Consider the following 13,270-nt stretch of genomic DNA (forward strand, 5'->3'; position numbering starts at 1 on the left):
TCAGCGCGCGGAGACGTCGTCGGTGAGGGGAACCGACTGCATCGTCGCGACCGTCGCGGTGATCCCGCGGGCGATGTCCTGTGCCGTCAGGCCGAGGTCGGTGAGGATCTCCCCCCGCGAGGCGTGCTCGAGGAACTGCTGCGGGATCCCGTGCTGCGCGATGGTGACGTCGACGTTCTCGGCGTGCAACCGCGAGGCGACCGCGGACCCGACACCGCCGTGCACCCCCGAGTCCTCCACGGTCACCACGAGTCGGTGCGCACGCGCCAAGGCCACGATGCTGTCCGGTACCGGCAGCACCCACCGAGGGTCGACGACGGTGGCGCGGATACCCTGCTTCCCCAGTCGTTCCGCGGTGTCGACAGCGAGGGTGCAGAAGGCGCCCACCCCGACGACGAGCACGTCGACCGGATCCGACCCGGGCGAACGGTAGAGGACGTCGACGCCGTCGTCGAGACGTTCGACGGCCCGGATGTCCTCGGGCACAGCGCCCTTCGAGTAGCGGAGCGCCGTCGGCCCGGCGTCGGTGTCGAGTGCCTCACCGAGCTCCTCCCGCAGACGCAGCGCGTCGCGCGGGGCGGCCACCCGCATGCCGGGAACGATCGCCATCAGCGACAGGTCCCACATGCCGTGGTGGCTGGGGCCGTCCGGGCCCGTGACGCCGGCGCGGTCGAGGACGAGGGTGACCGGCTGCTTCAGCAGCGCGACGTCCATGAGCAACTGGTCGAACGCGCGGTTGAGGAACGTCGAGTAGATCGCGACCACCGGGTGCTTGCCGCCGAGTGCGAGTCCGGCCGCCGACGTCAGCGCATGTTGCTCGGCGATACCGACGTCGAAGATGCGGTCCGGGAAGCGCTCGGCGAACGGCGCGAGCCCCGTCGGGCCCGCCATCGCTGCCACGACGGCGACGATGTCCTCGCGGCGCGCTGCCGCCTCGACGAGGGCCGCCGAGAACACCGAACTCCAGTCCTGCGGCGGAACGCTTGTCGCGCGCCCGGTCCGGGGGTCGATGATGCCGATGCCGTGCATCTGGTCGGCCTCGTCGTTCTCGGCCGGTGCGTATCCCATGCCTTTACGGGTGACCGCGTGCACGATGACCGGGCCACCGAACGCCTTGGCGTGGGCCAACGCGTTCTCCATCGCGGCGAGGTCGTGTCCGTCGACCGGGCCGACGTACTTGATGCCGAGGTCGGTGAACATCGCCTGCGGGGCGAGGAAGTCCTTCATCCCGCTCTTCATGCCGTGCAGGACCGCGTAGGCGAGCGAGCCGACGACGGGCACCCCGGTGAGCACCTTGCGGGCCTCGGTGAGCGCCTTCTCGTATCCGGGCTGCAGTCGCAGAGCGGCGAGGTTCTTCGCGAAACCACCGATCGTCGGGGCGTAGGAGCGCCCGTTGTCGTTCACCACGATCACGACGGGCCGGTCGCCGGCGGTGATGTTGTTCAGGGCTTCCCAGCACATCCCACCGGTGAGCGCGCCGTCCCCGACGATGGCCACCACGTGACGATCCTCGTGGTCGAGTTCGAAGGCCTTGCTCAACCCGTCGGCGTAGGACAGCGCCGCCGAGGCGTGAGACGACTCGACCCAGTCGTGTTCGCTCTCCGCCCGCTCCTGGTAGCCGGTGAGACCACCGCGCTGGCGCAGGGTGTCGAATCCGTCGCGACGACCGGTCACGATCTTGTGGACGTAGGACTGGTGTCCGGTGTCGAAGATGACGGCGTCCCGCGGCGAGTCGAAGACGCGGTGCACCGCGAGGGTGAGCTCGACGACGCCGAGATTGGGGCCGAGGTGGCCGCCCACGGCCGACACCTTGTCGATGAGGAAGGTGCGGATCTCCGAGGCGAGCTCGCCGAGCTCGTCACCGGTCAGGGCTCGCAGGTCTCGCGGTGACCCCACACGCTCCAACACACCCATCGGCGTCGACGCTCCTCTCCGTGTCCGCACATCCACTCGGACGTGTCGGTCAGTCTACGGAAACCAGGGCCGCGACCACCTCGACGTGATGCGTCAGACCGAACGCGTCGATCGCGACCAGCCGCTCCACCGTGTAGCCGTGTCCGGTGAACAGACCCAGGTCACGAGCAGCCGCGGCCGGGTCGCACCCGACGTGCACCACCACGCGCGGGCGGGCGGCCGCGATCCCGGCGACCACGTCGGCACCCAGACCCGACCGCGGCGGGTCGGCGACGACGACATCGGGACGAGGCAACGAGCCGAGCGCCGGTCCGACGGGTCCGCGGTAGGCGGCCACCCGCGCGTCGTCGGCGAAGGTGAGGCGGGCGGCGGCGATCGCGTCCGGATCGGATTCGACGATCGTCACGTGGTCGAGTGCCGGCAGCACGTCGGCGAGAACGCCCGCGAACACTCCGGCACCGCCGTAGAGGTCCCAGGCCCCGGACGCCTCCGGGGCGGCGTCGCGCACCATCTCCCCCACGAGCCCTGCGTATGCCTCGGCGCCGGCGGTGTGGGCCTGCCAGAAGCCCGCCATCGGCATCGCCCACTCGCGGGCACCGACACGTCGCACGACCGACCCGCTGCCGGCCACCACCCGCGGCGGCTCCTGGGTCCGTCGCGACCGCGACCGCTGCGACCGGGCCCGGGTGGTCCCCGATCGTCGCGTGTCGGGCGCACGCTCGGCGAGGTGCACGGTGCCGTCGTCGCCGCGGACGGCGACGACCTCCGAGCCGGGTGTCCATGTACGGGAGACGACCGCGTCGGTGATCTCCGGGACGGGCTGGGCGCAGGATGCCGCGGTCACCACCGCGTCGCCGGCGCGGACGTGGTTGCCGGCGACACCGTCGGCGTCGACGGCCAGGCGGACGCGGGTGCGGTATCCGGCGGTCGGTGTCAGTTGTCGGAGCTCGATCCCGTCGATCACCGCGTCGGGGAGATGGCCGATGCGGCTCAGTACGTCGCCCACGGCGCGCGACTTCACCGCCAGGGCGCCCGCGTCATCGGCATGGGCCAGGTCGCAACAGCCCGCACCGGACGCCGCCGCGGGACAACGATCCCCGACACGATGCGGCGACGCGTCGACGACGTCGACGACAGACGCGGTGAGATAGGAGGCCTTCCGGTCGTCGGTGATCCGGACGCGTACCCGTTCGTCGGGGAGCGCTCCGCGGACGAACACCACCCGCCCGTCGTGCCGGCCGACCATCACACCGCCGTTGCCCGCGCGCAGGCCGTCCACCTCCACCAGGTCCCCGACGCCGGGTGAGCCCGACGACGAATCGCGGTCGCCGACGGTCACGACGTCCTGTCGTCGGTGGACATCGCGGCCGGCGGGATGTCGACCACACCGCGTCGCATGTCGCCGGGGGCGTTGTAGTCACCGTCGCGGTCCTTGCGGCGATCGGACGACGACAGCTGCCACGGGACCGATGTGACCATGACGTTGGGCTCGAACAGCAGACGCCCCTTCAGCCGCAGCGCGGACTGGTTGTGCAGGATCTGCTCCCACCAGTGGCCGACCACGTACTCGGGGATGAACACGGTGATGACGTCCCGCGGCGACTCCCGCCGGATCCGGCGGACGTAGTCGATGACCGGTCGCGTCACCTCGCGGTAGGGCGACGCGATCACCTTCAGCGGGACCGTCAGCTCGCTGGACTCCCATTCGGCGACGAGACGACGCGTGTCCCGGTCGTCGACGTTGACCGTGATGGCCTCCAGGGTGTCCGGTCGGGTCGCGCGGGCATAGCCGAGGGCACGCTTCGTCGGCAGATGCAGCTTGGACACCAGCACCACCGAGTGGGTCCGGCTGGGGAGCACGCCGTCGTCCTCTGTCGACTCCAACTCCCGCTGGACCGACGCGTAGTGGCGGTGGATGAGCTGCATGAGGCCGAAGATCGCGACCATGGCCACGATGGCGATCCAGGCGCCGGCGAGGAACTTCGTGATGAGCACGATGATCAGCACGCTGCCCGTCATGAGCAGGCCGATCGAGTTGACCACCCGCGAGCGCTGCATCCGGCCACGGGCCTGGGGGTCGGACTCGGTGCGCAGGTGGCGGGTCCAGTGCCGGACCATGCCGATCTGCGACAGCGTGAACGAGACGAAGACACCCACGATGTAGAGCTGGATGAGCGCGGTGACCTGCGCCCCGAACGCCACCACGAACGCGATCGCGGCGATGGCCAGGAAGAGGATGCCGTTGCTGAACGCCAGCCGGTCGCCGCGGGTGTGCAGCTGCCGCGGCAGGTAGCGGTCCTGTGCGAGCACCGATCCGAGCACCGGGAACCCGTTGAAGGCGGTGTTCGCCGCCAACACCAGGATCAGGGCGGTCACGGTGGTGACGAAGTAGAAGCCCGGCGTGAAGTCGGCGAAGACCGCGTGGGCGAGCTGGGCCACCAGCGACTTCTGCTGATAGCCGTCGGGCGCCCCGACGAGATCGTTGCCCGGGTTCTCGACGTACTTCGCCCCGATCTTGCGGGCCAGCAGGATGATGCCCATCAGCAACGCGACCGCGATGCTGCCGAGCAGCAGCAGTGTGGTCGCCGCGTTACGGGACTTGGGCTTCCGGAACGCGGGCACCCCGTTGCTGATCGCCTCGACACCGGTCAGCGCGGCACAGCCGGAGGAGAACGCCCGGGCGATGAGGAACACGAACGCGATGCCGACGAGGTGACTGTTCTCCGCCTTCACGGTGAAGTCGGCGGTCTCCGACCGCACCGAGTCGCCGAGGATGAAGATCTGGACGAATCCCCAGACGAGCATGACGACCATGCCGGCGATGAACGCATATGTGGGGATCGCGAACGCGGTCCCGGACTCGCGGATCCCACGGAGGTTCACACTCGTCAGCAGCACGATCGCCACCACACAGAACAGCACGCGGTGCTGCTCGACGAAGGGGATCGCCGATCCGATGTTCTCCGCGGCCGACGAGATGGACACCGCCACGGTGAGGACGTAGTCGACCAGGAGAGCACTGCCGACCGTCAGACCGGCCTTGGGCCCGAGATTGACCGTGGCGACCTCGTAGTCGCCGCCTCCCGACGGGTAGGCGTGCACGTTCTGCCGGTAGCTGGCGACGACGACAGCCATGACGACGGCCACGGCGAGACCGATCCACGGTGTGTACGAGTAGGCCGAGAGGCCCGCGACGGACAGCACGAGGAAGATCTCCTGCGGTGCATAGGCCACCGACGACATGGCGTCGGAGGCGAACACCGGCAGGGCGATGCGCTTGGGCAACAGGGTGTGCCCGAGCGTGTCGCTGCGGAACGGACGGCCGAGCAGCAGGCGTTTCGCCGCGACCGAGACGGTGGACACCCTGGACACCAGGCAACCTTAGACGCGGGCACACGGACGGCGACGGCGGGCGGTAGCGTTCGCCGCAATGGCGGGTCGCGTCGAGCGCCCGCGACGAGGAGCGATCGTCGCCGGATGAGGAGCACACACACGGTGCGGGTAGTGATCATGGGCTGCGGGCGCGTCGGGTCGTCGCTCGCGCACGCCCTCGACAGCAAGGGCCACACGGTCGCGATCGTCGATCGCGAGGACGCCGCTTTCGGACGTCTGAGCCCGTCGTTCGGCGGGACCACCGTCCGCGGTGTGGGATTCGACCGGGACGTCCTGCAAGCCGCCGGGATCGCCGACGCCGACGCGTTCGCCGCGGTGTCCTCCGGCGACAACTCCAACATCATCGCCGCGCGTGTGGCCCGGGAGACGTTCGGCGTCGAGCGGGTCGTCGCCCGTATCTACGACGCGAAGCGCGCCGCGGTGTACGAACGTCTGGGCATCCCGACCGTCGCGACCGTGCCGTGGACGACGCAGCGGTTCGTCGCCGCGCTCGGTGTCGGCGACTCGGCGACGGCATGGCGCGATCCGTCGGGATCGGTGCTGGTCACCCAGATCACCGTCCACGAGAGCTGGATCGGGCAGACCGTCAAGGTGTTCCAGGAGGAGACCGGCGCCCGCATCGCGTTCATCAGTCGCGTGGGCACGTCGCTGCTGCCCGAGGCGCGGACGGTGCTGCAACAGGACGACTCGGTGTTCGTCGCGGTGTTGCGTGACCACCGTGACGAGGCGTTCGCCATCGCCGGGGCACAGCGGGAGGGCGGGGAATGAAGGTCGCCATCGCCGGCGCAGGTGCCGTCGGCCGCTCCATCGCACGGGAACTCATCGGCGGCAATCACGAGGTGGTCCTGCTCGAGCGGCGTCGCGAGAGCATCGACGCCGAGGCCGTGCCCGGGGCGACGTGGGTGCACGCGGATGCCTGCGAGCTCGACAACCTCGAACAGGCGCGACTGCAGACCTTCGACGTCGTCGTCGCGGCCACCGGTGACGACAAGGCCAACCTGGTGGTGAGCCTCCTGGCCAAGACCGAGTTCGCCGTGAACCGCGTCGTCGCCCGTGTCAACGATCCGCGCAACGAGTGGCTGTTCGGCGAGGACTGGGGCGTCGACGTCGCGGTGTCGACCCCACGCATCCTGGCCTCCCTGGTCGAGGAAGCCGTCTCCGTCGGTGACCTGGTGCGTCTCATGACGTTCCGACAGGGTCAGGCGAACCTCGTGGAGATCACCCTCCCGCAGGACACGTCGTTCGCCGGCAAGCCGGTGCGCAAGCTGCTCCTGCCGCGTGACGCCGCGCTGGTGGCGATCCTGCGCGGCGGGCGGGTCATCGTCCCGCAGCCCGACGACCCGGTGGAGGGTGGCGACGAACTGGTGTTCATCGCACCCGCCGAGGTCGAGGACGATCTGCAGGCCGCGATCCTGCAGTCCTGACGGCCCCGTTAGTCGGGCCGGCACGTCGTCGACCGCGTTCCGGGCCGGACGGACTCTCAGCGCGCGGACTCCGTCGCGGGGTCGTCGTCGGCGATCTCCGCGGACGACGCGTCGGACGCCTCGGAGGTGCGTTCGGCCCACCGCACGAGTAGGACGGTCGCCAGCGCCGCCACCGCCGTCAGCGGCCAGCCCATCCCGATCCGCGCGGCGGCGAGCCACCCGGTCTGATCGGAGTCGTAGAGGAACGACTGGACGAGGTAGCGGACACCGAACAGCACGGCCCACACCGCAGTCGCGAGATCGTAGGCCAGCAGGGTCCGGCGGTCCTTGCGCCATGCTGTGCCGTTGGCGTTCACCACGTTCCAGATGACGCCGACCAGCGGCCAGCGCACCACGATCGACAGAGCGAACGCCCCCGCGTAGACGAGCGTGCTCCAGATGCCGAACAGGAAGAAGCCCTTGGCGTCGCCGGTGCGATAGGCGATGAACGCACAGATCGCGACGCCGAACAGACCCGAGATGGCCGGCTGCACCGGCTCGCGCCGCGCGAGGCGCAGGATCGCGATGGCCACCGAGACGCCGATCGCGGCCACGATCGCCGGCGTCAACGACGACAGCGCGTTGACCGCGACGAACACGACGATCGGGACCGTGGAGTAGATCAGACCCCAGACGCCACCCATCTGCTCGAGCAGGGTGGGGACCGCCGGGGCGTCGGCAGCGTCCTCGTGCGCGTCCGGCCGGGAGCCGTCAGTCGTCACCGAGGAGCTCGTAGTAGGGGTTGTAGACGACCTTGACGCCGTCCTTCACCCCGAGACGGCCGCGCACGGTGAGTTTGCGGCCCGGTTCGATACCGGGGATCCGGTTGCGGCCGATCCACTTGAGCACCACGACGTCGGTGCCGTCGAAGAACTCCGCGACGACCCCGGTCTTGGCGGCCTTGGAACAGGTCTGCACCGACCGGAGCTCACCGAGGATGGTGACCTCCTCACCCTGTCCGCAGTCGCAGGCGCGTTGCGCGCCGGTCGCCTGGGACTGTTCGGAGATCTGTTCCGCGTCGAGTTCCTCGAGATCGGCGGTCAGTCGCTTGCCCAGCCGCTTGAGGTAACCGGCGGCGGTCACGAGAGAACCCCGGTGTGTGTGACGGGAACGATCATTGCGGGCCTCCGGCCACCGATCATCATCACCCTTCTCATGCCCCGCCGGCGGTCCGCCGGAACTCGTCGACGACGGCTGTCTGCCGTTGGTCGGATCCTCAGGGTAGACCCACGTCGGGGTGTGCACCACACGCCGGGGGACCATCGTCGGGTGAGTCGACCCACCCGAGGCCGCGGCCTCGCCGTGCCGATCGCATCGTCGCTGGTGGCGATGCCCGGAGCGGGGTCGGACGGGCACTATGCGGCGCGGGCGTTCGCACCGCTGGCCGACGCTCTCGGCGTGCCGTTGATCGCGGTCGACCCGGGCCCGTCGGGGGTGGTCGCGTCGTATCTCGCGGCGCTCGACGAAGCCGCCGCCGACGGCCCCGTCCTCGCGGCCGGCGTCTCGATCGGGGCGTGCGTGGCGGTGCACTGGGCGGCGACGGCGGGTGTGTCCTGCGCGGGCGTCGTCGCGGCGAGCCCGCCGTGGCCCGCCGGCGGCTCCGACGTCGGGCCCTCCCCCGCCGCCGCCGCGGCCCTGGCGACCGTCGCCGACATCGAGGCGAACGGCGTCGACGCGGCGGTGGCGAGGATGCGGGCGTCGAGCCCCGACTGGCTGGGTGCCGAACTGGGGCGATCGTGGACTGCGCTGCGCACGCACCTGGCGGCACATCTACGCGAGGCGGCCACCACGACGCTGCCGTCGGTCGACGATCTACGGTCCCCGACCGTTCCCGTCGCGGTGGTCACCGTCGCCGACGACCCGATCCACCCGGCACAGGTCGGCGCCGACTGGGCGAGGGAGATGTCGGTGGCGGCACCCGCGGTCGTCCCGTTCGACGTGTGGGCCGCCGATCCCGGGACGATCGGCCGTGCGGCCGCGCGACTGTTCGGCGTGGCCGAGGCCTGAACCGGGTCAGCGACCCTGGCGGCGACGCAGACGCTGCAGCGCCGATCCCGACGACCGCTTCTTCCCCTGCGGTGTCGGCGCGTCGCCCTCGGCTGCCGGATCGGAGTCGCCGTCGACCTCCGCGACGGGCAGGCCGTCCTCGGACACCACCTGCGCCCGGGCGATCTGCGCCGGCGCACCCTCCACCGTCCCGGACTGCGGATCCGACGGGTCGGGCGCGGAGACGTCGGCGTCGGGGTCCTGCGGGGCGATCATCCCGTTCTCGGCGAACGCACCCTGGTCGGCCATCTGCTGTTGCGCCGCGGCGACCTGCTCGGCCAGGACCGGCGGCAGGAGGACGGGCAGCGGTTCCCGCGGCGGGAAGGGATCGCCGCCGCGGCGCACGACGGTCTCGCTGAGCACGGCCCGCGCCACGAGCGTCAGGTCGTCGGCCGTCTCGGGTGCGGCGCTGGCGACGCAGCGGACCATCCAGCGGGGACCGTCGACACCGATGAACCGGTGGACGGCACCCTCGACCGTGCCGACGACCTCGCGGCCCCAGTAGCCGGCCTCCGTGGTCGCGGTCGCCCCGTCGGCGCGCAACGACTCGACGAGTTCACCGACCACCTCCGCCCACAGACCCGGCGACCGTGGGGCGGCGAACGCGGCGACGCTGATGCGGCCGTGCGGGGTGACGAGGTAGACGGCCTGCGGCTGGTGGTCGGCGGTCATCTCGACCGTCACCTGACCCCCCTCGACGACGGGCACGAGCACGGAGCCGAGATCGAGGTGCGAGTTGTCCAGGCCGAGTTCGGCATCGAGCTCCTCGATGTCGTACGGGCCGGCACCGCTGCCGATCTGCGGTCCCCCGTGTGTCGCGTCGGTCATCGTCGCCCTCTCAGCTCGTACCGCCGTCGAGCAGGCCGTGGCCTCCGCTCGACCCGTGTCCACCTGTACCGCGGCTGGTCTCGTCCAGCGACTCGACCTCCACGAAATCCGGCAGCTCCACCCGCTGCACCAGCAGCTGCGCGATCCGGTCCCCGCGATCGACCGTGATCGACTCCCGGGGGTCGTGGTTGATCAGGCACACCTTGATCTCCCCGCGGTACCCCGCATCGATCGTGCCCGGCGTGTTGACGATCGACAGACCGGCGCGCGCGGCGAGACCCGATCGCGGATGGATCAGCCCGACCGTGCCCGCCGGGAGGGCGATCGCGATGCCCGTGGGCACCAGTTCCCGCTTCCCGGGTCCGATGGTGGTGGAGATCGCACTGCACAGGTCGACCCCTGCGTCGTCGGGGTGCGCGCGACGGGGCGGGGGGAGGTCGGGATCGAGTCGCCGGAACGCAACCGTGCTGACCTGCGCGTCGACTGCCACGGGAGAAGACTACGCTGGCGCCGACGGCCGACCCGGGACACCCTGGGGCACCGGCGCGCTCACAGCAGGCAGCCCCCGAGACGATCCGCGAGACCCGATGAACCCCCGGCAGGACCCATGAGTGACCCACACCCGACACCTCGGCCGACGTCGACCCCGTCCGCGGCGCAGGACAGGTTCGACGAACGCCTCACCGTGCCGCTGTGGTGGTGGGCGGCCGCGGCCGTCGTCGTCGGTGTCCTCGGCTACGAGATCCAGCTGGCCGCGCGACACGCCGCGGTGTCGGCGATCGCGTACCCGTTGTTGGCCCTCCTCGGGGCGTGGATCCTGTGGTCGATGGGGCGCACCCGGGTCCGCGTCGTCGCCGACGGAGAGCTGTGGGCCGACAAGGCCCACCTGCCCTACTCGGTGATCGCGCGGGCCGCGACCATCCCGGCCACCGCCAAGAGCGCGGCCCTGGGTCGACAGCTCGACCCGGCCGCCTACCTCATGCACCGCGCGTGGGTGAAGACGATGGTGCTCGTCGTGTTGGACGACCCCGACGACCCCACGCCCTACTGGTTGGTGAGCACGCGCCGCCCGGCCGACCTGATCACCGCCCTGGGACTGTCGGACGCCTCCGCGACGCCTCCGACCGACTGACCCTCGCCCCGGACACGACGACGGCGCCGCACCCGTGATCGGGTGCGGCGCCGTCGGTCGTCGTGGCCCGACCCCACGCACGGTGGGACCGGACGGATGCGTCCTACGCGCAGTCGACGCAGATCCGCGAGGCGCCGTTCTCACGGGCCAGACGGCTGCGGTGGTACACGAGGAAGCAACTCGTACAGGTGAACTCGTCGGCCTGCTTCGGCACGACGCGCACGGACAGTTCCTCACCGGAGAGGTCGGCCCCGGGGAGCTCGAACGATTCCGCGGTGTCGCTGTCGTCCACGTCGACCGACGCGGCCTGCGCCTCGCTACGTCGAGCCTTCAGTTCCTCGAGCGAGTCCTCGCCCAGGTCCTCGGTCTCCGTACGGCGAGGAGCGTCGTAATCAGTAGCCATGTGTCGCCTTCACTCCATCCGTTCGACTGACACCTCTCCCACGCGGGGCTCGCGGTGGATGGGGTGCCGAGGTGTCGCCGACCTTGCTGCTCCGGTCGGACTCCGCCACTGCGGAGTGCTCATGTCGCAACGACATCTCTGCCGAATTCGTTTGCCGTCGCGGGTGTCCACGAGTGTGATGTTCGCCACCACTGTCGGACGAACAGTCCAACATCTCCACATCGCGAAGGCGGCCAGAGGTTAGCTCGCCGAGCCGCCCGGGTCAACACCCGGCGCGTGGCGGCGTGCCGACGGGTTCGGCCGTCTACTGTGTGACGCGCGCCGCCCGCGGAGTCCGGCGACGTGTCCCGCAGGTAACAGCGCAGAAGGAGACGGCGCAGCGTGGTGTCACAGATCACCGTGGGCTACCCCACGGACGACCGGGGGCGCCCGTTCAAACGGCGTCGTTGGATCCCGTTCCTCATCGCCGTGGTCGTGCTGTTGCTGCTCGCGACGGTCGTCTGGGTGAGCGCGCTGAGCAAGGGGTCGTCGGACCCGTTGGCCACCACCTGCAACCCGCCGACCACGACCCCGGCCTCCTCTGCCTCTGCCTCCGGTCCGGGCGCGCCCGCCTCGGCGGCACCGCCGACGACCGTCGCGGCGAACCAGTTCGTCGATGTCGCACCCGCGGCGCTGTCGTCGTTCCAGGTACGCGTGCTCAACGCCTCGGCGCGCCGCGGCGAGGCCCGCAGTGTCCTCGACGACCTCACCGGGCAGGGCTTCACACCCGCCACCGACACCCCGTACGCCGACGACTCCCTCTACCCCGACCAGAACCTGGCCTGTGTGGGCCAGATCCGGTTCGGCCCCGCCGGGCGGGCGGCGGCGGCCGCCGTGTGGGTGGCGGTGCCGTGCGCGGAACTCGTCGACGACGGGCGTTCCGGCACCGTCGTCGACCTGGCCCTGGGTCAGGACTTCACGAGTCGGGAGCAGAGCCAGGACCAGCAGGCCGTGCTCGAGGCGCTGCGGACGACCGACACCTCGGGTCGCACCGGCGGTGCGACCACCGGCGCCGACCAGTCGCTGGTGCGCGCCGTGCACACCGGCGCCTGCTGACCGACGCGTCAGAGCTGCTCGAGTCCGCCGATCTCCTCCAGAAGGGCCATGAACTCGTCGGCGATGCCCGGGGCGACCGCGATCGTCGGGAACCCGTCGGCCCCCCGGGACGTGGACCCGGGCGTGTGGACCACCGCCCCGGCCTCGCTCGCGATCACCGCACCGGCCGCCCAGTCCCACGGGTTGAGACCGTGTTCGACGTGGGCGTCGACCATGCCCGCCGCCACCATGCAGAGATCCAGCGCCGCCGACCCCACGCGGCGGATGTCGCGCACCCGGGGCAACAGGCGAGCGATCACGGCACCCTGCGCCGCGCGACGACGGGGGTCGTAGCCGAACCCGGTGGCCACCAGGGCGAGCGAGACGTCGTCGACGCCGGTCGACCGGAGACGCACGGGATCGGAGCCGTCACCGCTGTCGAGCCAGGCGCCCGCACCCCGTGCGGCGGAGTAGACCCGCCCGCGCGCGACGTCGACCACGGCACCCGCCACCGACTCCCCCGCCACCTGCGCGCCGACCGAGATCGCGTACGCGGGAAGGCCGTAGAGGAAGTTGACGGTCCCGTCGATGGGGTCGACGACCCACCGCACACCCTCGGGGACGTCGAGCGATCCCCCGTCCTCCTCGCCGAGCACGGCGTCGTCGGGGCGGAGGCGTGCCAGCTCCCGCCGCAGCAGGTCCTCGGCCTCGGTGTCGACCACCGTGACCGGGTCGGTCGGGGTGCTCTTGGTCGTCACCGCATCCGAACGCAACGGTGACGCCGCGCCCTCGATGAGCTCCGAGCGGCGGGTGCGCACATGGTCGGCGGCGGTTCGGGCGACGCGGACGGCGATCTCGGCGAGCTCCTGGGCAGTCGTCACCCCCCTATGTCAGCACACCGGGCACCGGTGGGCGCGCGTCGTGGCGCCGACCGCAGGACACCCCGACCCCGTCGTGACTAGCCTTGAGCGCGAACCGGAGTGACCTGGCGCCGTCGGCGTCGACGTCCTGCCGACC

14 protein-coding genes are annotated in these 13,270 nt (G+C 71.1%); 5 read left to right on the forward strand and 9 right to left on the reverse strand.

The genetic code is table 11. From position 1 onward, the window contains the following. From dxs to ACXVUM_RS17980, 3 genes are read right to left on the reverse strand one after another with little or no spacing between them, the layout of a single operon-like run. Positions 1–1,914, reverse strand: coding sequence for a 1-deoxy-D-xylulose-5-phosphate synthase (gene dxs, locus ACXVUM_RS17970; RefSeq protein WP_458523279.1), 1,914 nt, complete (start codon positions 1,912–1,914; stop codon positions 1–3). A 49-nt stretch (positions 1,915–1,963) separates the two neighbouring features. Then, positions 1,964–3,253: a class I SAM-dependent RNA methyltransferase gene (locus ACXVUM_RS17975; protein WP_458523280.1), complete on the reverse strand. Its 1,290-nt coding sequence runs from the start codon at positions 3,251–3,253 to the stop codon at positions 1,964–1,966. Then, positions 3,250–5,286: an APC family permease gene (locus ACXVUM_RS17980; RefSeq protein ID WP_458523281.1), complete on the reverse strand. Its 2,037-nt coding sequence runs from the start codon at positions 5,284–5,286 to the stop codon at positions 3,250–3,252. The genes ACXVUM_RS17975 and ACXVUM_RS17980 overlap by 4 nt, the downstream gene beginning before the upstream one ends. A gap of 123 nt (positions 5,287–5,409) precedes the next feature. Here ACXVUM_RS17980 and ACXVUM_RS17985 point away from each other — a divergent pair, with 123 nt between their 5' ends. Both ACXVUM_RS17985 and ACXVUM_RS17990 read left to right on the forward strand, forming a co-directional pair. Next, positions 5,410–6,075 (forward strand): potassium channel family protein, encoded by a 666-nt coding sequence (locus tag ACXVUM_RS17985; RefSeq protein WP_458523555.1) that lies wholly within the window; start codon positions 5,410–5,412, stop codon positions 6,073–6,075. After that, positions 6,072–6,731, forward strand: a complete 660-nt coding sequence (locus ACXVUM_RS17990; RefSeq protein WP_458523282.1) for a potassium channel family protein — start codon at positions 6,072–6,074, stop codon at positions 6,729–6,731. Before ACXVUM_RS17985 ends, ACXVUM_RS17990 begins: the two co-directional genes overlap by 4 nt. A 56-nt stretch (positions 6,732–6,787) precedes the next feature. Here ACXVUM_RS17990 and ACXVUM_RS17995 read toward each other — a convergent pair whose 3' ends face one another. Continuing rightward, positions 6,788–7,492 (reverse strand): DUF3159 domain-containing protein, encoded by a 705-nt coding sequence (locus tag ACXVUM_RS17995; RefSeq protein WP_458523283.1) that lies wholly within the window; start codon positions 7,490–7,492, stop codon positions 6,788–6,790. Next, positions 7,482–7,853 carry an OB-fold nucleic acid binding domain-containing protein gene (locus ACXVUM_RS18000; protein ID WP_458523284.1) on the reverse strand — a complete coding sequence of 124 codons (372 nt, stop codon included), beginning with the start codon at positions 7,851–7,853 and terminating at the stop codon, positions 7,482–7,484. Before ACXVUM_RS18000 ends, ACXVUM_RS17995 begins: the two co-directional genes overlap by 11 nt. Positions 7,854–8,039: 186 nt before the next feature. On the opposite strand from ACXVUM_RS18000, the gene ACXVUM_RS18005 reads away from it, so the two are divergent. Then, positions 8,040–8,777, forward strand: a complete 738-nt coding sequence (locus tag ACXVUM_RS18005; protein WP_458523285.1) for an alpha/beta hydrolase — start codon at positions 8,040–8,042, stop codon at positions 8,775–8,777. A 6-nt stretch (positions 8,778–8,783) separates the two neighbouring features. On the opposite strand, the gene ACXVUM_RS18010 is transcribed toward ACXVUM_RS18005, so the two are convergent. Next, complete coding sequence (locus tag ACXVUM_RS18010) at positions 8,784–9,644, reverse strand: DUF3710 domain-containing protein (RefSeq protein WP_458523286.1); 861 nt, start codon at positions 9,642–9,644, stop codon at positions 8,784–8,786. A 10-nt stretch (positions 9,645–9,654) separates the two neighbouring features. Beyond that, positions 9,655–10,134, reverse strand: a complete 480-nt coding sequence (gene dut, locus ACXVUM_RS18015; RefSeq protein ID WP_458523287.1) for a dUTP diphosphatase — start codon at positions 10,132–10,134, stop codon at positions 9,655–9,657. Positions 10,135–10,251: 117 nt separating this feature from the next. Between dut and ACXVUM_RS18020 the strand changes: the two genes are divergently transcribed. Beyond that, positions 10,252–10,776: a DUF3093 domain-containing protein gene (locus ACXVUM_RS18020; protein WP_458523288.1), complete on the forward strand. Its 525-nt coding sequence runs from the start codon at positions 10,252–10,254 to the stop codon at positions 10,774–10,776. Positions 10,777–10,879: 103 nt separating this feature from the next. On the opposite strand, the gene ACXVUM_RS18025 is transcribed toward ACXVUM_RS18020, so the two are convergent. Next, entirely contained in the window at positions 10,880–11,179 is a 300-nt protein-coding gene (locus ACXVUM_RS18025) for a DUF4193 domain-containing protein (RefSeq protein WP_299574426.1), read from the reverse strand. Between the two features lie 381 nt (positions 11,180–11,560). Here ACXVUM_RS18025 and cei point away from each other — a divergent pair, with 381 nt between their 5' ends. Further along, positions 11,561–12,274 (forward strand): envelope integrity protein Cei, encoded by a 714-nt coding sequence (gene cei, locus ACXVUM_RS18030; protein ID WP_458523289.1) that lies wholly within the window; start codon positions 11,561–11,563, stop codon positions 12,272–12,274. A gap of 8 nt (positions 12,275–12,282) precedes the next feature. Here the strand turns inward: cei and ACXVUM_RS18035 are convergent, their stop codons facing one another. Further along, positions 12,283–13,134, reverse strand: coding sequence for an inositol monophosphatase family protein (locus tag ACXVUM_RS18035; RefSeq protein ID WP_458523290.1), 852 nt, complete (start codon positions 13,132–13,134; stop codon positions 12,283–12,285). Positions 13,135–13,270 lie beyond the last annotated feature (136 nt).

This window comes from Williamsia sp. SKLECPSW1 (assembly GCF_054332755.1).

Bases quoted from the DNA above. Each gene is read 5' to 3' on its own strand.
- ACXVUM_RS18020 (WP_458523288.1), top strand. From the start codon at position 10,252: ATGAGTGACCCACACCCGACACCTCGGCCGACGTCGACCCCGTCCGCG.
- ACXVUM_RS18025 (WP_299574426.1), bottom strand. From the start codon at position 11,179: ATGGCTACTGATTACGACGCTCCTCGCCGTACGGAGACCGAGGACCTG.
- dxs (WP_458523279.1), bottom strand. From the start codon at position 1,914: ATGGGTGTGTTGGAGCGTGTGGGGTCACCGCGAGACCTGCGAGCCCTG.
- ACXVUM_RS18010 (WP_458523286.1), bottom strand. From the start codon at position 9,644: ATGACCGACGCGACACACGGGGGACCGCAGATCGGCAGCGGTGCCGGC.
- ACXVUM_RS17990 (WP_458523282.1), top strand. From the start codon at position 6,072: ATGAAGGTCGCCATCGCCGGCGCAGGTGCCGTCGGCCGCTCCATCGCA.